This is a genomic window from Streptomyces sp. NPDC028368 (assembly GCF_055565615.1).
Genome location: NZ_JBVHTY010000005.1, coordinates 275,428 through 297,912, shown reverse-complemented (window position 1 = coordinate 297,912; position 22,485 = coordinate 275,428). Strand labels below are relative to the sequence as shown.

Annotated in this window: 14 protein-coding genes and 2 pseudogenes; 7 read left to right on the top strand and 9 right to left on the bottom strand. The window is 68.9% G+C overall.

The window, feature by feature from the left end; all coding sequences use genetic code 11:
• Positions 1–54: 54 nt before the first annotated feature.
• The 3 genes from ACZ4S3_RS14150 to ACZ4S3_RS14140 are packed head-to-tail and all read right to left on the bottom strand — an operon-like array spanning position 55 to position 2,498.
• Positions 55–1,014, bottom strand: coding sequence for an ABC transporter substrate-binding protein (locus ACZ4S3_RS14150; RefSeq protein ID WP_467931985.1), 960 nt, complete (start codon positions 1,012–1,014; stop codon positions 55–57).
• A 30-nt stretch (positions 1,015–1,044) separates the two neighbouring features.
• A complete protein-coding gene (locus ACZ4S3_RS14145; RefSeq protein WP_467931984.1) occupies positions 1,045–1,719 on the bottom strand; it encodes an ABC transporter permease in 675 nt (224 codons plus the stop codon).
• Entirely contained in the window at positions 1,716–2,498 is a 783-nt protein-coding gene (locus ACZ4S3_RS14140; RefSeq protein ID WP_467931983.1) for an ABC transporter permease, read from the bottom strand. The genes ACZ4S3_RS14145 and ACZ4S3_RS14140 overlap by 4 nt, the downstream gene beginning before the upstream one ends.
• A gap of 330 nt (positions 2,499–2,828) precedes the next feature.
• Here ACZ4S3_RS14140 and ACZ4S3_RS14135 point away from each other — a divergent pair, with 330 nt between their 5' ends.
• Positions 2,829–3,671: a polysaccharide deacetylase family protein gene (locus tag ACZ4S3_RS14135; protein WP_467931982.1), complete on the top strand. Its 843-nt coding sequence runs from the start codon at positions 2,829–2,831 to the stop codon at positions 3,669–3,671.
• A 134-nt stretch (positions 3,672–3,805) separates the two neighbouring features.
• On the opposite strand, the gene ACZ4S3_RS14130 is transcribed toward ACZ4S3_RS14135, so the two are convergent.
• Positions 3,806–5,113: an alpha/beta hydrolase gene (locus tag ACZ4S3_RS14130; protein WP_467931981.1), complete on the bottom strand. Its 1,308-nt coding sequence runs from the start codon at positions 5,111–5,113 to the stop codon at positions 3,806–3,808.
• Between the two features lie 1,054 nt (positions 5,114–6,167).
• Positions 6,168–6,480: pseudogene (locus ACZ4S3_RS14125) on the bottom strand (phosphatase); the annotation flags it as partial.
• A 359-nt stretch (positions 6,481–6,839) separates the two neighbouring features.
• On the opposite strand from ACZ4S3_RS14125, the gene ACZ4S3_RS14120 reads away from it, so the two are divergent.
• From ACZ4S3_RS14120 to ACZ4S3_RS14105, 4 genes are all read left to right on the top strand, one after another.
• Positions 6,840–8,402 (top strand): vWA domain-containing protein, encoded by a 1,563-nt coding sequence (locus ACZ4S3_RS14120; RefSeq protein WP_467931980.1) that lies wholly within the window; start codon positions 6,840–6,842, stop codon positions 8,400–8,402.
• Positions 8,403–8,812: 410 nt separating this feature from the next.
• Positions 8,813–10,282: an MFS transporter gene (locus tag ACZ4S3_RS14115; RefSeq protein WP_467931979.1), complete on the top strand. Its 1,470-nt coding sequence runs from the start codon at positions 8,813–8,815 to the stop codon at positions 10,280–10,282.
• A 296-nt stretch (positions 10,283–10,578) separates the two neighbouring features.
• Positions 10,579–12,294: a methionine--tRNA ligase gene (gene metG / locus ACZ4S3_RS14110; protein ID WP_467931978.1), complete on the top strand. Its 1,716-nt coding sequence runs from the start codon at positions 10,579–10,581 to the stop codon at positions 12,292–12,294.
• 213 nt (positions 12,295–12,507) lie between these two features.
• Entirely contained in the window at positions 12,508–13,026 is a 519-nt protein-coding gene (locus tag ACZ4S3_RS14105) for a DinB family protein (RefSeq protein WP_467931977.1), read from the top strand.
• Positions 13,027–13,114: 88 nt separating this feature from the next.
• Here the strand turns inward: ACZ4S3_RS14105 and aspS are convergent, their stop codons facing one another.
• Positions 13,115–14,911 carry an aspartate--tRNA ligase gene (gene aspS, locus ACZ4S3_RS14100; protein WP_467931976.1) on the bottom strand — a complete coding sequence of 599 codons (1,797 nt, stop codon included), beginning with the start codon at positions 14,909–14,911 and terminating at the stop codon, positions 13,115–13,117.
• 286 nt (positions 14,912–15,197) lie between these two features.
• Between aspS and ACZ4S3_RS14095 the strand changes: the two genes are divergently transcribed.
• Complete coding sequence (locus ACZ4S3_RS14095) at positions 15,198–17,414, top strand: ATP-binding SpoIIE family protein phosphatase (protein WP_467931975.1); 2,217 nt, start codon at positions 15,198–15,200, stop codon at positions 17,412–17,414.
• Here the strand turns inward: ACZ4S3_RS14095 and ACZ4S3_RS14090 are convergent.
• From ACZ4S3_RS14090 to ACZ4S3_RS14080, 3 genes and pseudogenes are all read right to left on the bottom strand, one after another.
• Positions 17,366–18,478: pseudogene (locus ACZ4S3_RS14090) on the bottom strand (AI-2E family transporter); the annotation flags it as partial. The gene ACZ4S3_RS14095 and the pseudogene ACZ4S3_RS14090 overlap by 49 nt on opposite strands.
• Positions 18,479–18,745: 267 nt before the next feature.
• Positions 18,746–19,699: a pirin family protein gene (locus tag ACZ4S3_RS14085; RefSeq protein WP_467931974.1), complete on the bottom strand. Its 954-nt coding sequence runs from the start codon at positions 19,697–19,699 to the stop codon at positions 18,746–18,748.
• Positions 19,700–19,867: 168 nt separating this feature from the next.
• Positions 19,868–20,344: an SseB family protein gene (locus tag ACZ4S3_RS14080; RefSeq protein WP_467931973.1), complete on the bottom strand. Its 477-nt coding sequence runs from the start codon at positions 20,342–20,344 to the stop codon at positions 19,868–19,870.
• 177 nt (positions 20,345–20,521) lie between these two features.
• On the opposite strand from ACZ4S3_RS14080, the gene ACZ4S3_RS14075 reads away from it, so the two are divergent.
• Entirely contained in the window at positions 20,522–22,348 is a 1,827-nt protein-coding gene (locus ACZ4S3_RS14075) for an acyl-CoA dehydrogenase (protein WP_467931972.1), read from the top strand.
• Positions 22,349–22,485: the final 137 nt, after the last annotated feature.

Genomic DNA, 22,485 nt, shown 5'->3' with positions numbered 1-22,485 from the left:
TTCCTGCCACCGGGAGCCGCCCCACCGCCCCGCTCTTTCCTCGCTATCTCCCGGCTATTTCCCCGACTTCTTCGGCAACAGCCCTTTGGACAGCAGGTAGTTGCGTGCCACATCCGCCGGCAGCCGCCGCCAGCTGTCCACCTGCTCATTGAGCTTCGCCAGGTCGGCGGTGGTCAGGACCGTATTCAGGCGGTTCAGCGCGGCGGCGGCCCGCGCGCTGCCCGCACGGGCGCGGTTGACCAGGGGGATGACGTTGTCGGCGTTCTGCAGCTTCTTGTCGTCGGCGAGCAGCACCAGGCCGAACTGGTCGAGGGTGGCGTCGGTGCTGGTGGTCAGCACCATCTGATCCTGGCCGTTCTGGACGGCCTGTTTGGCGGGTGTGGTGCCCACGCCCTTCGGGTCGACGGCAGTGATGTTGATGCCGTACGTCTTCCGCAGCCCCGGCGCGCAGAACGGCCGCTGGACGCATTCGTCACCCGCCGCCAGCCGCACCGGGAGCTTGGCGCGGCCCAGATCGCTGAGGGTCTTGAGGTGGTGCTTGGCGGCGTACGAGGCGCTCACCGCGAAGGCGTTCTGGTCGACGGCCCGGCCCGGCGGCAGCGCGGTCAGGCCACGGGGTGCGGTCAGCTTGCGCAGCGCGGCCATCGTCGCGCCGACGTCGGGCGAGGCGACCGGGGCGGCCTTGGGCCCGTGGTCCTTTGCGTTCAGCCAGTCCGCGAGGGTGGCGGCGTACTCCGGTACGACATCGATCTGGCCGCTCTCCAGCGCCGGTTCGTACAGCTCGCGGTTGCCGACGGTGAGGATGTCGGTGCGGTATCCGGCGTGGCCGAGCAGTGCCGCGTACATCTGGGCGAGCAGCTCGCTCTCGGTGAAGCCGGCCGAACCGATGGACAGCTGCCTGCTGTCCCCCGGCGAGGCGGTGATCGCGCCGCGTTTCTCCAGGGAGGGGCCGCTGCCGCAGCCGGCAAGAAGGCCGGCCATGACGACCGCCACGGCGAAGCGGGCACCCCTCATCGGATCCGTCCCCTCACCAGATCCGTCCCCTCACCGGACCCGCCCCCGCACCCACGACGGTGCGAACCTCTGCCCCAGTTCGAACGCCGCCTCCATCAGCAGCGCGAACACCGCGACGATCACCGCCCCGGCGACCACCTGCGGGGTGCTGGCGAGGTTGAAGCCCGCGGTGATGATCCGGCCCAGCCCGCCGCCGCCCACCAGCGCCGCGAGCGTGGCGGTGGCCACCAGCTGCACTGCGGCGATCCGGATACCGGTCAGGATCAGCGGAAACGCCAGCGGCACCTCGACCCGCCACACCAGCTGCGTCCCGGTCATCCCCATGCCCCGGGCGGCCCCCACCACGTTCTGGTCCACCTCACGCATCCCCACATACGCATTGGTCAGCAACGGCGGAATGGCGAAGAGAACGAGGGCAATGATGGTGGGCCACTGCCCGTACCGCCCGATGGGGGTCAGCAGAAGCAGCACCAGTACGGCGAACGTCGGCACCGCGCGGCCGATATTGGCGAGATTGACGGCCAGCGCGCCGCCGCGCCCCAGGTGGCCGAGCGTCAGCGCGATGGGCAGCGCGATCAGAGTGCTGAGGAACAGGCAGGCGAAGGTCAGGACGAGGTGCTGTTCGAGCCGGTGCCAGACGCCGTTCTCGCCGGACCAGTTGGTGGCGGTGGTCAGCCAGGACCAGACCGCGGAGAGGGTGTTCATGGCCGCCGCCCGGACGCCGTGCGCAGCCGCTTGACGCCTGTGCCTCCGGCCGGGCCCGCGCCTGTGCCGCGGCGGGCCGTCCGGGCGCGCGGCCGCGCCTTGCGGCCGGCCCGCCGCCAGGGCGTGAGAAGCCGTTCCGAACCGAGCAGCAGCAGGTCAAAGACGACCGCGATGATCACGCACAGCACGGACGCGGTGAGCACCTGCGCCTTGAAGAAGGAATTCATACCCGTGTAGATGAGGTTGCCCAGGCCGCCGTACCCCACGATCGCCCCGACGGTGGTGAGCGCGACCGCCGAGACGGTGGCGATCCGCAGCCCGGCCATCGCGGCGGGCAGCGCCAGCGGCAGCTCCACGGTGAGCAGTTGCCGCATCGGCCCGTATCCCATCCCACGGGCGGCCTCCTTGGCCTCCGCCGGGACACCGTCCAGTCCCGCCAGGATGTTCCGTACGAGCAGGGTGAGCGAGTAGAGGGCGAGGCCGACCACGACGAGGGTGGCGGACAGCCCGTAGACCGGCAGCAGCAGGGAGAACATCGCCAGCGACGGGATCGTGTAGATCACGGTGGTGATGCCGAGGACCGGTCCGAGCGTCCAGCGCCGCCGCCGGGCCAGCAGCGCCAGCGGGAAGGCGATCAGCAGTCCGAGCGCCACCGAAATCACCGTCAGCTGGATGTGCTGGGCGACCGCGTCCAGCAGGATCTGCCGACGGGTGCTCAGGTAGTCGCCGCAGATCCAGTCGTTACGGGCCAGGCAGTCGTCCGGCGGCGGTGCGGTCACGGTACGAGTCCATCCCGGCGGCGACGGGGTGTCGCGCCCACCGCGTCCAATCGGGGCCCGCGGAACTTGCCTCACGACTCACCGCACGACTCACCACGCGACTCGCCGCACCCCTCACCTCGTATCCCCTCACCTCGTATCCCCTCACGTACACACCCCATCTATACACGTCATGAATACACACTATGTATAGTTCCTTGAGTCCGTTCGGCCGATGGTCGGCGCGGTGGGTTATGCCCCGCCGCGCCGCGCTGCGCTCTGCCCGAAAACGCAGGCGGAGAGGCACATAACGGACGCCCGTACACCGCCCGCGTCCGAAAAGAGCCCCGCATGCCGAAGCAGAAGTCCGCGGCCCGCCGCACGTCCATAGCCGGGCTGCTGACGGCCACCTCCCTGGTCCTGGCCCTCAGCGGCTGCGCCTCCTACGACGTCACCGCCCCGGCCGACGCCCGCGCCGACGCACCGGCAGCCGCCGTCAAGGCCAAGGACGCAAAGGCCAAGGAGGACGCGAAGAACGGAGACGCCAGGAACGGGGATGCCAAGGGCACCGGCTCTGCCGACGTCGACTGCCGCACGGCCAAGTGCGTGGCCCTCACCTTCGACGCCGGCCCGAGCGAGAACACCAGCCGCCTCCTGGACATCCTCAAGAAGGAGAAGGTGCACGCGACCTTCTTCATGCTCGGCAAGAACCACATCGCCGAGCGTCCCGCCGAGGTCAAGCGGATCGACGCCGAGGGCCATGAGCTGGCCAACCACACCTGGTCCCACAAGATCCTCACCGACATCGAGCCGGCCGAGGCGAAGAAGGAACTCTCCCGCGTCCAGGACGCGGTCAAGAAGATCACCGGCAAGTCGCCCCAGCTGATGCGCCCGCCGCAGGGCCGGACCAACGAGGACGTCTCCCAGGTCAGCAAGGACCTCGGCCTGGCGCAGGTGCTGTGGAGCGTGACCGCCAAGGACTACCAGACCACCGACTCCAGCCTGATCACCAAGCGGGTGCTGGACCAGACCGAGCGCGACGGCATCATCCTGCTGCACGACATCTACAAGGGCACCGTCCCGGCCGTCCCCGGCATCATCAAGCAGCTCAAGAAGCGCGGCTACACGATCGTCACCGTCTCCCAGCTGCTCTCCCCCGCGAAGCCGGAGCCGGGCATGGTCTACCGCCCGTAGGCCCGGGTGGCTTCGGGACGCAGGCACGTAGACCCGTAGCCAAGCCGTAGCCATAGCCATAGCCATAGCCATAGGCATAGGCATGCGAAAGGGGGCGCCGATGCTGACCGGCGCCCCCTTCGCTCACTCTCTGCTCAGCCTCGCGACTGTTCCGCCTCCACCCGCTTGCGGTCGGCCGCACCGGGCGACGCGGCCGGCGCGTTGGACGGCATGCCCTTCCCCGGGACCGTGCCCTTTACCGGCGGAGTCCCCGGCTTGCGCGGCGGCTTGCCGGCCTCGGTGTCCTGCGGGAACGTCAGCTGCTGGCTCTGCCACTCCAGCGCCGGAACCACCTCGCGCCGCCAGGTGGCGAACTGGTGGCTGCCCTGCGGCAGGATGATGGAGTCGACCGTCATCGGCGACTTCGCCGCGTGGATGAACTTCATGGTCTCGCCGTAATCCTGCTCGCCCTTACGGCTGCTGGCCACCAGCGCGGAGATCTGCGGCGCGGGCAGGTGCTTCAGCCGCCACAACAGATCGTGCTCCCGCTCCCGCTTCGCGCCCTCCAGGCCGGCGCCGAAGAGGCTGCCGGTGGTCAGGTCGTCCTTGATGGCGTAGTCGCCGGAGAGCGAGACCGCCGAGGTGTAGACCTTCGGGTTACGCATCGCCAGCTGGAGCGAGCAGGTACCACCGGACGAGTACCCGAAGGCGCCCCAGGCGCTCGGGTCGTGGCCGACCCGGTAGGCCGACTTCATCGCGTCCGGCAGGTCCTTGGTGAAGAACGTCTCGGCCTTCGGCCCGCCCGGCACATCCACACACTCGGTGTCCCGCGGCGGCGCGATCGTCGGCCGGACCATCACGATCACGGTCGGCTGCATCCTGCCCTGCGCGATCAGCCGGCCCGCGTTCTGCGGCACCTGGAGGTGCTGCGCGAGGTTCATGATGCCGCCGGGGTAGCCGCTGATGACGACCATGACGGGGAACCGCTGGCGGCGGAACTGCTGCTGGAAATACTGCGGCGGCAGATAGACAAAGCCCGGGTTGATGGCCCGGGTGCGGCGGCCGATGATCCTTACGGACTCGACCTTGCCCACCTTGTCGGCGGGGCCCTTGGGCAGACCGGTCACCCGGTCGAGGCCCTGGGGACCGGCCGGCTGGATCAGGCCGCCCTTGATGTTGCCGACCGAGGCGTACTGCCCGTTGTTCTGGCTCACCGACACCGGGGCCTGCTCGTTGTTGCCCAGCAGCTCGTCCCAGTTGCCGTAGAACTCAAAGCTCGAATTCACCGCGAGAGCGAGCGCACAGACGATCGACACCTGAGTGACCACGATGGCGCCGAGCCTGCCCAGCACGGACCGCACGCCGCTCCGCGACAACCGCGGCCACAGCCACACCGTGGCGGCCACACAGGCCAAGGCCAGCACGATCACCGTGTATTCGAGCGACTGACTGGTCAGCCCCATGCGCCCACATCTCCCTCACCCTCGAAAGGGTTCTTGCCTACGTACCGGCCGCCTAGAGGCACAACGGGCGGCTCGGGACAATGGTCACCGCAGAAGACGGGCACACCTGCTTATCGGATACCTGAACGACTTAGTTCTTACCTATCTCTTGCTCAACCGTTTCCGGCGCGTGATGTCTGACGGGCGAAATCGGACGTCGAACGGGGACTGGGGCGTGGAGCGCGACTCTCTCCGGCGGCAGGGGCACCGGGTTCTCGTACGCGGCGCTGCGGCGTCGGGGCGCTCATGGCCAGGGGGAGTCGCGGCCGTGCGGGCTCACAGCCTGCGGGCTCACAGCCTGCGGGCTCACGGCCTGCGGTCTCACAGCCTGCGGTCTCACAACCCTGAAGGCTCACAGCCCCGGAGGCTCGGAGCTCGATGCCCGCGCGCCCTCACGGCCACACGCTCATCACAGAGGGCCGTCCCAACGCCCCCGGCCGTCCGGCCACCGGCCCCGCCGCACCCAGCGCATTCCCATCCGCCAAAATCCACAGATTCCCGTACGCATCGAACGTGATGTCATCCGGACAGGAAATCGCACCGACCCGGCCCTCCTCCGGAAATGCACCCGAAGTTACGCGACCAGATCAGCCAGATCGCCGCCGCACACCGCTCCTCGCGCTCACGCAGCTCCACAATCCGCCCGCGCTTACCGCCATTTCATGGATTTTCCTCACCCACAGCGGACTTGCCCGGCCCGCAGCGGACGTACCCGCTTGCCCCGGCCACTCCCATCCGCCTGCGCGAACCGATTCGCCTCATACGGTTCGTGCGCACATCGAACCGCTTGCCGAACCGCTTTCCGAACTGCCTGCCGAACCGCTCCCATTACCGCCGGCCGGCGGCCCCATTAACCCCGTATCGCCTGAGCCGTGCGGCAATCACCGGATCGGCGACGTAAGGGCTGTCCCGTAGCCCCCATCGGCGAAATACTGGTGGAATTCCCTGCACCCGGCAGCACCGCCCCCACGGCGTTGCGCCACCACCGCAGTTGCCCGCCCCGCACCGCCACGTCGTCGTTGCCGTAACCGAACTGCCCCGCCTGGGCTTTGGCCGACCGCCGACCCGGAGGAAAGACCGGCGCACCACACAGAATCGGACCACCCCACCGAAGGGCGACATTCCACGCACGCCGCCCAACCGTAACCAGCGCGACCGCCCGGACCAGCGAACGTCGCGACAGTCCACCGGCGATGACATCCCCGACATATTCGTTGTTACTCGCATGGGGCGTCTCCTGAAAAACAGACGTCGCCACAGCGATACCTGCAGGTCATGGCCGAACACCCGCCCGGATGCGGCCCGATCAACGGCAGGAACCTGCGCACGCTTCCCTCTACGACCCACAAAAGCGCCGACAGGAAATGTGCCGAACGATATGGCAACAACTACGATTCGGCGCAACGCTATGAGCTCGCCCGCCGCACGGCGGCGCAATCGTGAACTTCCGGTGAATCCCGGGCCGATACGATTCCGCGCAACGTCGTACGAACGGTCAAGACCTTCCGTACGCAGGGTCAATGGCCCGCAACCCCCTCCACACCCCCGGATCGCCCGCCACACAAGGCGCGGGGTCCCACGGTGAGGCCGGTGCAGGCCGCTACCCTTACGTATCCGTCCTGGTCAGGGACATGTCTGTGCTTCACGGACATTCGCCGCACCCACCACACGCAAGAGAGGTTCGCCGATGGGCATTCGGAGTCTGCTGCGCAACGCATTCGGTCGCTCCAAGGCGGCCCGTGAAGAATCCGGCGCGGCATCGAGCGGCGCCGATGCGACGCCGGAATCGGCAACAATCCCGGAGGCCCGCGAGGAATCCACCCCGGTCGCCGCCCCCGAGGTCCCCGCGGCCCGCACGGCCCCCGGCGAGACGCCGGCCCCGACCACGGCCACCCTTCCCGCACAGGGGAGCCCGGTGGACCGCGGCACGGAGGCGGCGACACCTTCGGTACGGGAGAAGGTCGAGCTCGACGAGGAGCCCGCGGCGGCCGAGCAGCCGACCGTCGCCGATGAGCCTGCCGTGACCGACGAGCCCGTTGTGGCTGAGGAGACCGTCGCGGACGACGCCCCTGCGGCGGAGAAGGCCGAAGTTGCCGTCGAGCCCGCCGTAACCGACGAACCCAGCGTCGCCGCAAAGCCTGCGACCGCCGAAGCGACCGAAGCCGCCAAGGCTGCCGAGGAGCCGAAGGCCGGCGAAGCAACCGAAGCAACCGAAGCAACCAGTCCGGCTGAGCCGGCCGAGACGACCAGTGCAGCGGACACGGACGCAGCCTCCAACGACCTCTCCGACCTCGTAAGCCAGGCGTTCGACAACCCGAAGGCCGCCGAGCCGGAGACGGAGACCGACGCGGAGCCGGAGACGGGGACCAAGGCCGAGGCGGAAGCCACCCCCGAGCCCGAGCCCGAGCCCGAGCCCGAGCCCGAGCCCGAGCCCGAGGCGGCCACGGCCCCGGCGGTCGAGGCGGAGCCCGCCCCGGAACCGAAGCCCGCCCCGGAACCGAAGCCCGAGGCAGCGGCACAGGAGAGCACCTCCCCCTCCCTCGCCAAGGTGGAGGCCGCCGCCCCCGCCCTCGTCAGCCTCTACAAGTCCGCCTCCACCACCCTGGCCAAGCACGGCCTCGCCACCCAGCGCGCAGCCGTCTACCTGGTCCTCGACCGCTCCGGCTCGATGCGGAACTACTACAAGGACGGCACGGTCCAGAACCTCGCCGAGCAGGCCCTCGGCCTCTCCGCCAACCTGGACGACGACGGCGTCGTCCCCGTCGTCTTCTTCTCGACCGACATCGACGGCACCGCAGACCTCGACCTCACCAACTACGAGGGCCGCATCGAGGAACTGCACGCCGGCCTCGGCCACATGGGCCGTACGAACTACCACTGGGCCATCAACGCCGTGGTCGAGCACTACAAGAAGTCCGGCAGCACCGCGCCCGCCTTCGTCATCTTCCAGACCGACGGCGCCCCGACCTCCAAGCCGGCCGCCGAAAAGGCCCTGTGCGAGGCGGCGGAACTCCCCATCTTCTGGCAGTTCATCGGCTTCGGCGACCCGGACGCCAAGGGCTTCGACTTCCTCCGCAAGCTCGACGACCTGGCCGTCCCGGAAAAGCGCGCCGTCGACAACGCCGGCTTCTTCCACGCCGGCCGCGACCCCCGCAGCCTCTCCGCCGACGAGCTCTACCAGCAGCTGATGGTCGAATTCCCCGAGTGGCTCACCGAGGCCCGCACCGCCGGCGTCCTCAAGGACAACTGACCACTCGGCACACGCACCACCCTCCGGCCGCGGCCGGGCCCCACCGGGCCCGGCCGCGGCCGTCGCTCTTTCAGGAAGTAGCCAGAAGGAAAGCCACGGATCGAATGGGCGATTCCGTGTGGAAATCTGGAGCTATTTAGCCCCTGGCTCCATATTCCTTTTCCTTGGCGCGGGAAACGGGGAGAGCAGGACGAGAGGGGGTGCCGAGTCCGCGCCGCCGCGCCACAGGAGGCGAGCCCCCGCCCCCTTACCTAGGCTGAATGGGTGATATGCCCTGATTGCCCCGTTTCGCCCGGCCCGGATGGCCGGCCGACAACCGGCGGAGGCGGGTCTCGATGAGCCAGGCGGACACCCCTCGTCCCACGCCCAACTGGGCCAGACCTCCCGACCCCCGCCGCTGGTGGGCCCTGGTGGTGATCGCGATCGCCCAGCTGATGGTGGTCCTGGACGCCACCATCGTGAACATCGCGCTGCCGTCGGCTCAGCGTGACCTGGGGATATCGGATGCGAACCGGCAGTGGGTGATCACCGCGTACACGCTCGCGTTCGGTGGGTTGCTGCTGCTGGGCGGGCGGATTGCGGATCTGGTGGGGCGGAAGCGGACGTTCATGATCGGGTTGGTGGGGTTCGCGATGGCGTCGGGGCTGGGCGGGGCGGCGCAGGGGGCCGGGATGCTGTTCGGGGCGCGGGCGTTGCAGGGGGCGTTCGGGGCGGTGCTGGCGCCGTCGGCGTTGTCGCTGCTCACCACGACTTTCAGTATTGGGAAAGAGCGAAGCAAGGCCTTTGGGATTTACGGGGCCATCGCGGGTGGGGGTGCGGCCATCGGGCTGATCGCGGGCGGGCTGCTGACCGAGTACCTGAACTGGCGCTGGTGTCTGTACGTCAATGTCCCGGTCGCCGTGATCGCGCTGGCCGGCGCGATGGTGTTCCTCCGCGACAAGCCCGATCGCGGCCGTGTCCGGCTGGACGTACCCGGTGTGGTGCTGGGCTGCGGCGGGCTCGTCGCGATCGTCTACGGGTGCAGTGAGGCGCAGCCGCTGGGCTGGGGTGACGGGCGGGTCACCGGGCTACTGGTGAGCGGCGTGGTGCTGCTCGCGCTCTTCGGGTGGTGGCAGACGAGGGCCCGTTACCCGCTTCTGCCTTTGCATATCGTCCGGGACCGGAATCGCGGCGGCGCCTTTCTGACCATGGCGCTGGCGGTTATCGCGCTGTTCGGAATGTTCCTGTTCCTGACCTATTACCTCCAGGTCGTGCTCGGGTATTCGCCGATCAGGGCGGGGATGGCGTTTCTGCCGATGACGGCGGCGATCGTCGTCGGCTCAACGCAGATCTCGGCCCGGCTGCTGCACCATCTCGCCCCGCGCCTGCTGATGGTGCCGGGCGCGCTGCTCGCCGCCGTGGGCCTGCATCTGCTGACGCATCTGACCGCCCGGCCCGCGTATGTCTCGCACGTGCTGCCCGCCGAGCTGCTCGTCGGCCTCGGGATGGGGCTGATCTTCATGCCGGTGATGGCGACGGCCACGTCAGGCGTCGCGCCGCAGGACTCGGGCGTCACGTCCGCGACCGTCAATACGGCACAGCAAGTGGGGGGTTCGATCGGTACGGCGTTGCTCAACACGATCGCGACGTCGACGAGTGCGACGTATATCGCGGCCCATCTTGCGCACGCGGCGAGGCGGACCGGGGGGCACGGCATTTCCCCCGTGCTGCGGAACGGGATCGTGAAGGACGGGGTGGTGAACGGGTTCACGGTGGCGATCGGGGTGGGGTCGGCGATCATGCTGCTGGCTGCCGTCGTGGCCGGTCTGATGGTCAATGGCCGGGCCGCCGAACCACCCGTTACGGCCCCCTCGCCCCGCACCTCGGACGCCCGTCAGTAGGGCACCGGCCGGTCAAAACAAGGGGCCGTCGCTCCGTCTCGAGAGGGCGGCGGAGAGGCCGGGCTGCGCGGAATGCGTACGGAGAGCGGATGACCGCCCAGTGGCCGCAAAGCCGCAAGGGGGACCGTGAACAGAGCCGCGAAGATGACCGCGAAGATGACCGTGCGGAGAGCCGTAAAGAGGGCCGTAAAGAGGGCCGTAAAAACCCGCGCGGGCCGCCACCCCCGGTCCAGTACGATATTGACGTTCCGTAAAGCAAATCATCACTCACCGTAGCGACTTGGGAGCAGCCGGCAATGGCTCGACACCTCATCACCAGCGCCCTTCCGTATATCAACGGGATCAAGCACCTGGGCAACATGGTGGGGTCCATGCTCCCGGCCGACGTGTACGCCCGGTATATGCGGCAGCGTGGCCATGATGTGCTCTACATCTGCGCTACGGACGAGCACGGCACCCCGGCCGAGCTGGCGGCGAAGGACGCGGGGCAGTCGGTCGACTCGTTCTGTGCGGAGCAGCACGACAAGCAGAAGGCGATCTACGAGGGCTTCGGTCTGGAGTTCGACTACTTCGGGCGGAGTTCGTCGCCGGAAAACGTCGAACTGACGCAGCACTTCGCGCGGAAGCTGCACGAGAACGGGTTCATCGAGGAGCGGGCCGTCCGCCAGGTCTACTCGAACGCCGATGAGCGCTTCCTGCCGGACCGCTACATCGTCGGTACGTGTCCGCACTGCGGCTACGACAAGGCGCGCGGCGACCAGTGCGAGAACTGCACCCGGGTGCTCGACCCGACCGACCTGATCGACGCACGGTCGGCGATCAGCGGGAGCGGCGACCTGGAGGTGCGGTCGACCAAGCACCTCTTCCTGCTCCAGTCGAAGCTGCAGCACGAGGTCGAGCGGTGGATCGACGAGAGCAGCGAGGACTGGCCGACACTGGCGTCGTCGATTGCGCGCAAGTGGCTGACCGAGGGGCTGCAGGACCGGGCGATCACCCGTGACCTGGACTGGGGCGTTCCGGTGCCGGCCGACACCTGGCCGGAGCTGGCGGCCGAGGGCAAGGTCTTTTATGTGTGGTTCGACGCTCCGATCGAATACATCGGGTCGACCAAGGAGTGGGCGGACAAGGCTCCGGACGAGCGCGACTGGAAGTCGTGGTGGTACGAGGCCAATGACGTCCGGTACACGGAATTCATGGCCAAGGACAATGTGCCGTTCCACAGCGTGATGTTCCCCGCGACGCAGATCGGCACCCGCGAGCCGTGGAAGAAGGTCGACTTCCTCAAGGCCTTCAACTGGCTGAACTACTACGGCGGGAAGTTCTCGACGTCCCAACAGCGGGGGATCTTCACGGACGCGGCGCTGGAACTGCTGCCGGCCGACTACTGGCGCTACTTCCTGATCGCCAACGCCCCGGAGTCGGACGACACCTCCTTCACCTGGGAGCTGTTCTCGTCGTCGGTGAACAAGGACCTGGCGGACACGCTCGGGAACTTCGTCAACCGGGTCCTGTCGTTCTCGCGCAAGCGGTTCGGGGACGACGTGCCGGCGGGAGCGGAGGCCGGCGCCGCGGAGCAGAAGCTGGGCGAGGAGATCGCGGGGCTGCTGGCGGAGTACGAGGGCCACATGGAGGTCCTGCAGTTCCGTAAGGCGGCCGCCTCGCTGCGCGCCCTGTGGAGCGCGGGCAACTCCTACCTGGAGGAGAAGGCCCCGTGGCTGGAGATCAAGACCGACAAGGAAGCGGCGGCGCTCACGCTGCGTACGGCGATGAATCTGATTCATCTGTACGCGGTCGTCTCCGAGCCGTTCATTCCGGCGTCGGCGAAGGCGATGCGGGGGGCGTTCGCGCTGGAGAACGACACGGCGGTCTGGGTCTCCCAGGAGGAGGCGAAGGCGCTGGCGTCGGTGCCGGCCGGGACGCCGTTCACGGTGCCGCCGGTGCTCTTCGCGAAGATCACCGAGGATGACCTGGAGGCGTACCGGGAGCGGTTCGGCGGCGAGGACGCCGCGTAACCGGAATCCGTATCGACGGTTGCGCGACGACCGTCGCGAGATGACCGTGGCGCGACGAGCGTGGCGCGACGAGCGTCGCGAGCTGAGGCCCCTGGACCGGATCCGGTCCAGGGGCCTTGCCCGTTCAAGGGCCCTGCTCGTCCAACGGCCTTGCCTGTTCAACGGCATTGCCTGTTCAGCGGCATTGTCAGTGCCGGGTGGCACGCTGGCCGAATGACCAGTGAACGTGCCGAGCGCACCACTCCCCCCATGACCGCCGACGAGCGGACGACCCTGGAGTCCTGGCTCGACTTCCACCGCAGCACCCTGGCCGCAAAGTGCGCGGGGCTGGACGAGGAGGGGGCGCGGCAGGCCTCCGCGGAGCCGTCGCCGATCACGCTCCTCGGGCTGGTCCAGCACCTGGCCGAGGTCGAGCGGACGTGGTTCCGGCGGGTGCTGCTGGGGGCCGAGCTGCCGACCGTGCGGGGCGAGTCATTCGACCCGACGGTGCCCGACGGAGGCTTCGCGCCGGCGGACGATGCCACGCTCGCCGGGACGCTGGCCCTGTGGCAGGAGGAGATACGGGCATCCCGGGCGGCCTGTGCGGGGGTCGCGCTCGATGTCACGGGAGTCTTCCGCGGCGCTCCGGTGTCGCTGCGCTGGATCTACGTCCACATGATCGAGGAGTACGCGCGCCACAACGGTCATGCGGACCTGATCCGGGAGCGGATCGATGGGGTAACGGGCGTGTGAGACCGCGCCGCTAAGCCGCCGGACGGGCCCCGCGCACACAGCGGGGGCCCGGAACCGACACCGGTCCCGGGCCCCTCGCCGCGTCACATCACTTCGTCGGCTTGTACGGCGTCGCCTTCGCCGGGCCCTTGCGGATGCTGAGGTGCAGCTCCTTCAGGCGTGACTCGTCGACCTCGCTCGGGGCGCCCATGAGCAGGTCCTGGGCGTTGCCGTTGAGGGGGAAGGCGATGGTTTCGCGGATGTTGGGCTCGTCCGCGAGGAGCATGACGATGCGGTCGACACCGGGGGCGATGCCGCCGTGCGGCGGGGCGCCGAACTTGAAGGCGCGGAGCATGCCGCCGAACTCTGCCTCGACGGTCTCCTTGTCGTAGCCGGCGATCCCGAAGGCCGTGTACATGACCTCGGGCTCGTGGTTACGGATCGCGCCGGAGGACAGCTCGGTGCCGTTGCAGACGATGTCGTACTGCCAGGCCAGGATGTCCAGCGGGTCCTTGGTCTCCAGCGCCTCCAGGCCGCCCTGCGGCATGGAGAACGGGTTGTGCGAGAACTCGATCTTGCCGGTGTCCGGGTCCTTCTCGAACATCGGGAAGTCGACGATCCAGCAGAAGCGGAACTCGTCCTCGACGAAGTGGCCGGCGCGCTTGGCGGCCTCGACGCGGACGGCGCCCATGATCTTGGAGACCTCGTCGAACTCACCCGCGCCGAAGAAGACGGCGTGGCCGGGCTTGAGGTCCAGGGCGTCGACCAGCGACTTGATGTCGTCCTCGGTGAGGAACTTGGCGATCGGGCCGGTCAGCACCGTCTTGCCGGCGTCCTCGCCGACGCGGACCCAGGCCAGGCCCTTCGCGCCCTGCTGGACGGCGAAGTCACCCATCTGGTCGAAGAACTTGCGCGACTGGTCGGCGGTGTCCGGCACGGCCAGGGCGCGGACGTGCTTGCCCGCGAAGGCCTTGAAGCCGGAGCCGGCGAAGACGTCGGAGACATCGACCAGTTCCAGCTCGGCGCGCAGGTCCGGCTTGTCGGAGCCGTACTTGACCATCGCCTCGCGGAACGGGATGCGGGGGAAGGGGGAGGTCACCTTGCGGCCGTTGCCGAACTCGGTGAAGAGCTCGGTCATCAGCTTCTCGACGGGCTGGAAGACATCTTCCTGCTCGACGAAGCTCATCTCGACGTCGAGCTGGTAGAACTCGCCGGGCGAGCGGTCCGCGCGGGCGTCCTCGTCGCGGAAGCAGGGCGCGATCTGGAAGTAGCGGTCGAAGCCGGCGATCATCAGCAGCTGCTTGAACTGCTGGGGGGCCTGCGGCAGGGCGTAGAACTTGCCGGCGTGCAGGCGGGAGGGGACCAGGAAGTCGCGGGCGCCCTCGGGGGACGTCGCCGACAGGATCGGGGTCGCCATCTCGTTGAAGCCGAGCGCCACCATCTTGTGACGGATGGCGGAGATCACGGCGGTGCGCAGCATGATGTTGCGGTGCATCCGCTCGCGGCGCAGGTCGAGGAAGCGGTACTCGAGGCGCTTCTCCTCGTTGACGCCGTCATCCGCGTTGATCGTGAAGGGGATCTGGTCGGCGGCGCCGAGCACCTCGACCTCGGAGACCTCGATCTCGATGTCGCCGGTCGGCAGGTCGGGGTTGACGTTGTCCGCGCCGCGCGCGCTGACCTTGCCGTCGATACGGACGACGGTCTCCTTGGTCAGCGAGCTGAGGGCCTCGTTCGCGGGGGTGCCGGGGCGGGCGACGAGCTGCACGAGACCGTAGTGGTCGCGGAGATCGATGAAGAGGATGCCGCCCAGGTCACGTCGATTGTGCAGCCAGCCGCTGAGGCGGACGTCGGTGTCGACGTCCGCGGCCCGGAGCTCGCCGCAGTTATGGGACCGGTACCGATGCATCGCTCATCCAAGTCGTCGCGATCGAGGTGGGGAGTTGTGGGGAAGGAACCGACCACAGGGCAGAAACGAACGCGAGGCTCGGATGCCTGGCCGCTCACCCCGTGGATCACCCGAAAGGCCACCCCAGGATTGACATAACCGCTCCAGGTTACCGTCCCCGCACGCCCCCCTTCATTGACATATACCCAACACGGCCGTGCGGGGGTGAAACCGGTCCGCGCGGCCGGAACGACGGTGACGTCCGGCTGGCTGGTCGCGTTCCGTCAAACACACCTAAAGTGATGCAATGCGCACCAAGGATCTCCTGGCCGCCATCGCGACCGGCCTGTGGCGCTGGGACAACGCATCGGGGCGGGTGACCCTCGACGCCGAAGCGGCCCGGCTGCTCGGGCTGCCCGCGGTGCCGGTGGACCTCAGTGAGGCCGCCGTACGCTCCCGTTTTCATCCCGTCGACTTCGCGGAGATCAACGGGGTGGTGCAGCTCGCGGTCTCCGAGGAGACGGTCGCCGAGGCGCGGCTGCGCATCGTGGACGAGCGGGGCCGGGTGCTGCGGATCGTGCGCTCCCGCTCCCGGCCGCGGCGGGTGAACGGCGATTTCGAGCTGATCGGCACGCTGCAGGAGGTCCCCGAGCCGCAGCCCGGCACCTCCGCCGCACACACCCCGATCACCGGCGACTGGCGGCGGTCGCGGGAGGCGTTCCTGCTGGATGCGGGCCGGGCGCTGGCCGAGGCGCGGTCCACCGCCGAGGTGCTGCGGGTCGCGGCCGGGCTGTCCATGCCCGGATTCATGCCGGACGGCCTGGCGGTCTTCGGTATCGAGGGCGACCGGGTCTCGGTCATCGGCCATCACGGACATCAGCCCGGCGATGAGCGGCCGTTTCTCGACATGCCGCTGAGCACCGACTATCCGGCCGTCGAGGTCATCCGTACCGGGCGGGCGATCTATCTCCCCACGCCCGAGCACTACCGCCGCCGGTATCCCGCGACGTGGCCGCTGGCCGCCCCGTTCGCGCGCACTTCATGGGCGTTCCTGCCGCTGGTGAACGCCGGCCGGACGATCGGCGCCTGGATGGCGGGGTTCGCGCAGCCGGTCGCCTTCACGCCGGACGAGCGCTCGGTGCTCACCACCGTCGCCCGGATGCTGGCGCAGGCGCTGGCCAGGGCCGGGGTGCAGGAGTCGCAGCAGGAGCTGGCGGTGGGGCTGCAGCGCAGCATGATGCCGACCGTGCAGCCGGACATCCCCGGCATGTCGGTGGCCGCGCGGTACGTCCCGACCGGCGGCGGCCTCGAGGTCGGCGGCGACTGGTACGACATGATCCCGCTGCCGTCCGGCCGCACGGCGCTGGTCATCGGCGACGTCCAGGGGCACGACGTACGGGCCGCGGGCCTGATGGGGCAGCTGCGGATCGCCCTGCGCGCCTACGCCTCCGAGGGCCACCACCCCGACGCGGTGCTCTCCCGCGCCTCCCGCTTTCTGGCCGGGATCAATGAGACCGAGGCCCGCGGCCAGGCCCAGGACCAGCGCTTTGCGACCTGCCTGTACATCGAGGTGGATCCGGCGACCGGGCTGCTGGACATCGCGCGGGCCGGCCATCCCGATCCGGCGGTCCGGCTGAGCGACGGCACGCTACTGGTCCGCCCGACCGCGGGCGGACTGCCGCTGGGCATCGATCCGGACACCGACTACCCCACGACCCGGTTCGTCCTGGAACCCGGCGAGACGATGCTGGTGTGTACGGACGGGCTGATCGAGACCGGCGGCCACGATCTGGAAACCGGGTGGGCGCGGCTGCGCGACATCATCGAGGAGTACGACGGCGGAGCGGATCCCGAGGGCCTGGAGAAGCTTGCCGACGCCCTCGTCCAGGCCGTGCACGGCCCGTCCTCGCATCACACCACCGGGCCGCTGGTGGACCGCCGCGAGGACGACATCGCGGTGCTGCTGCTCTACCGCGAGGGCGGCAGCTGCGGGGTGGGCGCGGGCGGCCCGCTGGAGCAGCGGCCCGTACGGCGCGCCGTCCTGTCCGTCGCCCAGGCCGAGCCGCAGCGGATAGCGGAGGCCCGCGCCCAGATCCGGGATGTGCTGCACGACTGGGCCGACGCGGATCAGGTCGACTCCGCGGTGCTGATGGTCTCCGAGATGGTCACCAACGTTTTGCTGCACACCGACGGCGATGCGCTGCTGGTCGCCGAGATCTCCGGCGAGCGGGGCGGCCGCCGCATACGGGTCGATGTCGCCGACAGCAGCGATGAGCTCCCACACCGCCGCAGCCCCGGCGAACTGGCGTCGTCGGGGCGCGGTCTGGTGCTGCTGGAGCTGCTGGCCGGTGCGTGGGGAGTGGACCCGCGCGGGGACGGCAAGTCGACGTGGTTCGAGCTCTACGAAGACGCGGGGGAGGCCGGCGGGGCGCCGTTCGGTCCGGTTGCGCCCGGCGGTGCCGCGCCGTCGGGGCCGGAGGAGCCGGACCCCTCCGGTCCGGCCGTGCCGGAGCCCGCCGCGTAATGCCGGCGCAGCTCGTGGAGCACGCCGGAGACGGCGGCGGTCAGCGGTACGGACAGCAGCATGCCGAGGATCCCGGCGACGCTCGCGCCCGCGGTGATCGCGAGCATGACGGTCGCCGGGTGCATCTGGACCGTACGGCTCTGGATCATCGGCTGCAGGACATGGCCCTCGAGGACCTGGACTGCCAGTACGACGCCGAGCGCCCAGAGCGCGATCACAAAGCCGCGGTCGGCCAGCGCGACCAGGATCGCCACCGCGCCCGAGATGAAGGCGCCGAGGTAGGGGATGTAGGCGCCGACGAAGACCAGCGCGCCCAGGCCGAAGGCACCTGGCACTTGCAGGATCAGCAGTCCCACCGTGATGCAGATGGCGTCGATCAGCGCGATGAAGGTCGTGCCGCGCATAAAGCCCTCGATGCTCTGGAAGCCGCGGCGGGCCATGCGTTCGAGCTGCGGCGCCGAGTTGCCCGGCGACCAGTCGTGCAGCGCGCGGACGGCCTTGTCCGAGTCGCGCAGGAAGAAGAACGTCAGCAGCAGGGCGAGGACCGCCGCGGCGATGGCCTGGCCGACGACGCTGACGCCGGCCAGCAGTCCGGAGGCCGCGGTGCCGCCGAACTTGGTGGCCAGGCTCTTGGCGTTGGAGGCGAGGTCGTTGAGCGAAGTGCCGGCCGTGCCGAAGTACTTGGAGAGGTCCTTGGCGGCCTGCTTGAGCGAGGCGATGATCTGGTCACCGCTGTCGATCAGCGCGCTGACCACGATGTAGCCCGCGCCGCCGACCACGATCAGCAGGACGGCGCAGGTCAGCCCGGCCGCCAGCGAGCGGTTGAACTTCATCCGCACCAGCCGCCGGTAGAGCGGCCCGAGCAGCCCGCTGCCCAGCAGCGCCAGCAGGACGGGCGTGACCGCCGCGCTCAGCTCGACGCACAGCCAGACGCCGACGGCCACCACGGACGCGATCAGCAGCCCCACCACGCACCAGGCCGCGGCGCGGCGGGCCTCGATGGGCAGCAACGGCCGTTCCGTCAGCGGCCGGTCGCTACGGCCTTGATCCGAGTCGTTTCGCACCGGAACAGTCCACCATGCCCGGTGGCCCGGCGGCCCGGCAGCGGGGCCCGAAACGGCAGGAGCGGCGTTTCACGTGAAACGCCGCTCGTCACCGGCGAACGGCAGGGCCAACGCGCGAAGCGAGGCGCACGTCCTCCTGCCCGCACCCTCGTACCGGCATTCCTCGGGTTCATGCCGGCAGGCTTCTGCCCCTCATGCGAGCGCGAAGGGGCGGTGTTTCACGTGAAACACCGCCCCTGGTAACACCGTTGGCGCTCGCTCGTAATGTCAGCGCTCGTCCGCCGGAATCGTCCCGAGGCGCCCGGCCTGAAAGTCCTCGAAGGCCTGGGCCAGTTCGGCATGGGTGTTCATCACGAACGGGCCGTAATGCATCATCGGCTCACGGATCGGCAGTCCGCCGAGCACCACGACCTCGAAGTTCGAGCTGCGCGACTCCTGGGTCTCGTCCGCCCGGATCGTGAGCGAGTCACCGGAGCCGAACACCACCGACTGGCCCATCCGGAACGGACGGCCCTCCGCACCGGCCGCACCGCGCCCGGCCAGGCCGTACGCCAGCGCATTGAAGTCCGCACGCCAGGGCAGCGTCACCTCGGCACCCGGGTTCACCGTCACATGCATCATCGTGATCGGCGTATGCGTGATGCCCGGACCCCGGTGGCCGTCGAGGTCCCCGGCAATCAGCCGCAGCAGCGCGCCGCCGTCGGCCGAGGTCAGCAGCTTGACCTGGCCACCGCCGATGTCCTGGTAGCGGGGGGCCATCATCTTGTCGCTCTTGGGCAGGTTGACCCAGAGCTGGAGGCCGTGGAAGAGCCCGCCGCTCGTCACCAGGGACTCCGGCGGTGCCTCGATGTGCAGCAGGCCGGAGCCGGCCGTCATCCACTGGGTGTCGCCGCCATTGATGACGCCGCCACCGCCGTGCGAGTCGCGGTGCACAAAGGTGCCGTCGATCAGATACGTGACGGTCTCGAAGCCGCGGTGGGGGTGCCAGGGCGTGCCCTTGGGCTCTCCGGGCGCGTAGTCCACCTCACCCATCTGATCCATCATGATGAACGGGTCGAGGTGCTTGTAGTCGATGCCGGCGAACGCCCGGCGCACGGGGAAGCCCTCGCCCTCGAATCCGCTCGGCGCGGTGGCAACGGCCAGCACGGGACGGGTGTGCGCCGCGACGGGCGCCGCCACACGCGGCAGGGTCAGCGGATTCTCTACGGTCACAGCTGGCATGACGGCCTCCTCGGTCGTTCGGCGTTCAACTTAGTTGAATGCTGAACAACTGGCAAGGCATGCGGCATTCCCGATGGGCGCAGCATGAGCGTTTCCGCAGGCCAGAAGGCCGAAAGAGCAAGAGACCGGAGCGGGCCACCTCAGGGCGGCCCGCCGGCCCGCCGGCCGTCAGCCGTACATCCGCCGCATCGCGAAGTCCACCATCTGCTCCACGGCCTTCGCGTCGAAGACCATCCGGTGATCGCCCTCCATGTCGAGGACGAAGCCATAGCCGGTGGGCAGCAGGTCGAGCACTTCGGCGCCGGTGATCACGAAGTACTTGGACTCCTTGCCCGCGTACCGCCGCAGCTCCTTGAGCGAGGTGAACATCGGGATCACCGGCTGCTGGGTGTTGTGCAGCGCCAGGAAGCCGGGGTTGTCACCGCGCGGGCAGTAGATCTTGGACGTGGAGAAAATGCCCTGGAAGTCCTCGGCCGACATCGATCCGGTGGTGAAGGCGCGCACCGCATCGGCGAGGGAGGGCGGGGACGGCTCCGGATACAGCGGCTGCTCGCCGTAGCCCCCGGAGGGCGGTTGCTGCGGCGGGGGCGGCGGCGCTCCGTACTGCTGCTGCCCGGGACCCGCGTTCTGGTCGTAGCCGTACATGCGGCACAGCGTACTGATTCGGCGATTGACCGGGGGACGCTCGTCACAGATGGGTGGTTAGGGGTTGCTTCTTATTACCGACGGGTAGCATCATCATGGCTACTAGCTGGTATTGCGTATTGAGGTCCCGCCTCTGTCGAGGTCTCTCACCTCCCGAACCCTTACGGAGCCGTACCCATGGGGCACTACAAGTCGAATCTCCGCGACATCGAGTTCAACCTCTTCGAGGTGCTCGGCCGTGACAGCGTGTACGGCACCGGACCGTTCGCGGAGATGGATGTCGACACCGCCAAGAGCGTGCTGTCCGAGATCGCCCGGCTGTCCGAGAACGAGCTGGCCGATTCGTACGCCGACGCCGACCGGAACCCGCCGGTCTTCGACCCCGACACCAACACCGCACCGGTGCCGGACACCTTCAAGAAGAGCTACCAGGCCTACATGGACGCCGAGTGGTGGCGCCTGGGCATCCCGGAGGAGCTCGGCGGCACCACCGCGCCCCGCTCCCTGCTCTGGGGCTTCGCCGAGACGATCCTGGGCTCCAACCCGGCCGTGTGGATGTACGCGTCCGGCCCGGCGTTCGCGGGCGTGCTCTTCGATGAGGGCACCGACGAGCAGAAGAAGTGGGCCAAGATCGCCGTCGACAAGGGCTGGGGCTCCACGATGGTGCTGACCGAGCCCGACGCGGGCTCGGACGTCGGCGCCGGCCGGACCAAGGCCGTCAAGCAGGAGGACGGCTCCTGGCACATCGAGGGCGTGAAGCGCTTCATCACCTCCGGTGAGCACGACATGTCGGAGAACATCCTTCACTACGTTCTCGCCCGCCCCGAGGGCCACGGTCCGGGCACCAAGGGCCTGTCCCTCTTCCTCGTTCCGAAGTACGAGTTCGACTTCGAGACCGGTGAGCTGGGCGAGCGCAACGGCGTCTACGCCACCAACGTCGAGCACAAGATGGGCCTGAAGGCCTCCAACACCTGCGAGATGACCTTCGGCGACCGCCACCCCGCCAAGGGCTGGCTGATCGGCGAGAAGCACGACGGCATCCGCCAGATGTTCATGATCATCGAGTTCGCTCGCATGATGGTCGGCACGAAGGCCATCGCGACGCTGTCGACCGGCTACCTCAACGCCCTGGAGTACGCCAAGGAGCGCGTGCAGGGTCCGGACCTGGCCGCCTTCACCGACAAGGCCGCGCCGCGCGTCACCATCACCCACCACCCCGACGTGCGCCGTTCGCTGATGACGCAGAAGGCCTACGCCGAGGGCATGCGCGCCCTGGTGCTCTACACCGCCACCGTCCAGGACGACATCATCGTCAAGGAGGCCGCGGGCGAGGACGCCTCCGCCGCGAACGCGCTGAACGACCTGCTCCTGCCGATCGTCAAGGGCTACGGCTCGGAGAAGTCCTACGAGCAGCTGGCCCAGTCGCTGCAGACCTTCGGCGGCTCCGGCTACCTGCAGGAGTACCCGATCGAGCAGTACATCCGGGACTCCAAGATCGACACCCTCTACGAGGGCACCACCGCCATCCAGGGCCAGGACTTCTTCTTCCGGAAGATCGTCCGCAACCAGGGCGCGGCGCTCACCCAGCTGTCGGACACCATCAAGAAGTTCCTGGCCGACGGTGTCGGCGGTGAGGGCCTGGAGCAGGCGCGCGGCGAGCTGGCGAAGGCCGCCGCCGACCTGGAGGCGATCGTCGGCACCATGCTGACCGACCTCGCCGCCACCGAGAAGGACGTCAAGTCCATCTACAAGGTGGGCCTCAACACCACCCGCCTGCTGCTGGCTTCGGGCGATGTCGTCATCGGCTACCTCCTCCTGAAGGGCGCCGCGGTGGCCCAGGAGAAGCTGGCCGACGCATCGTCGAAGGACAAGGCGTTCTACGAGGGCAAGATCGCGGCGGCGAAGTTCTTCGCGCACAACGTGCTGCCGGGCCTGACCGTGCAGCGCTCGCTCGCCGAGTCCATCGACCAGTCGCTGATGGAGCTGGACGAGGCCGCGTTCTAAGACCCTCTCCGGGGCGCTGCCGCCCCGTTCTTAGAGGTCTCTCAGAATCGGCGTTCAGACTGACGGTGCCCGCCTCTCTTCCCCCGGAGAGGCGGGCACCGTCATATCCGGAACCGGAAGCCCGCCCTCCCTCCGGA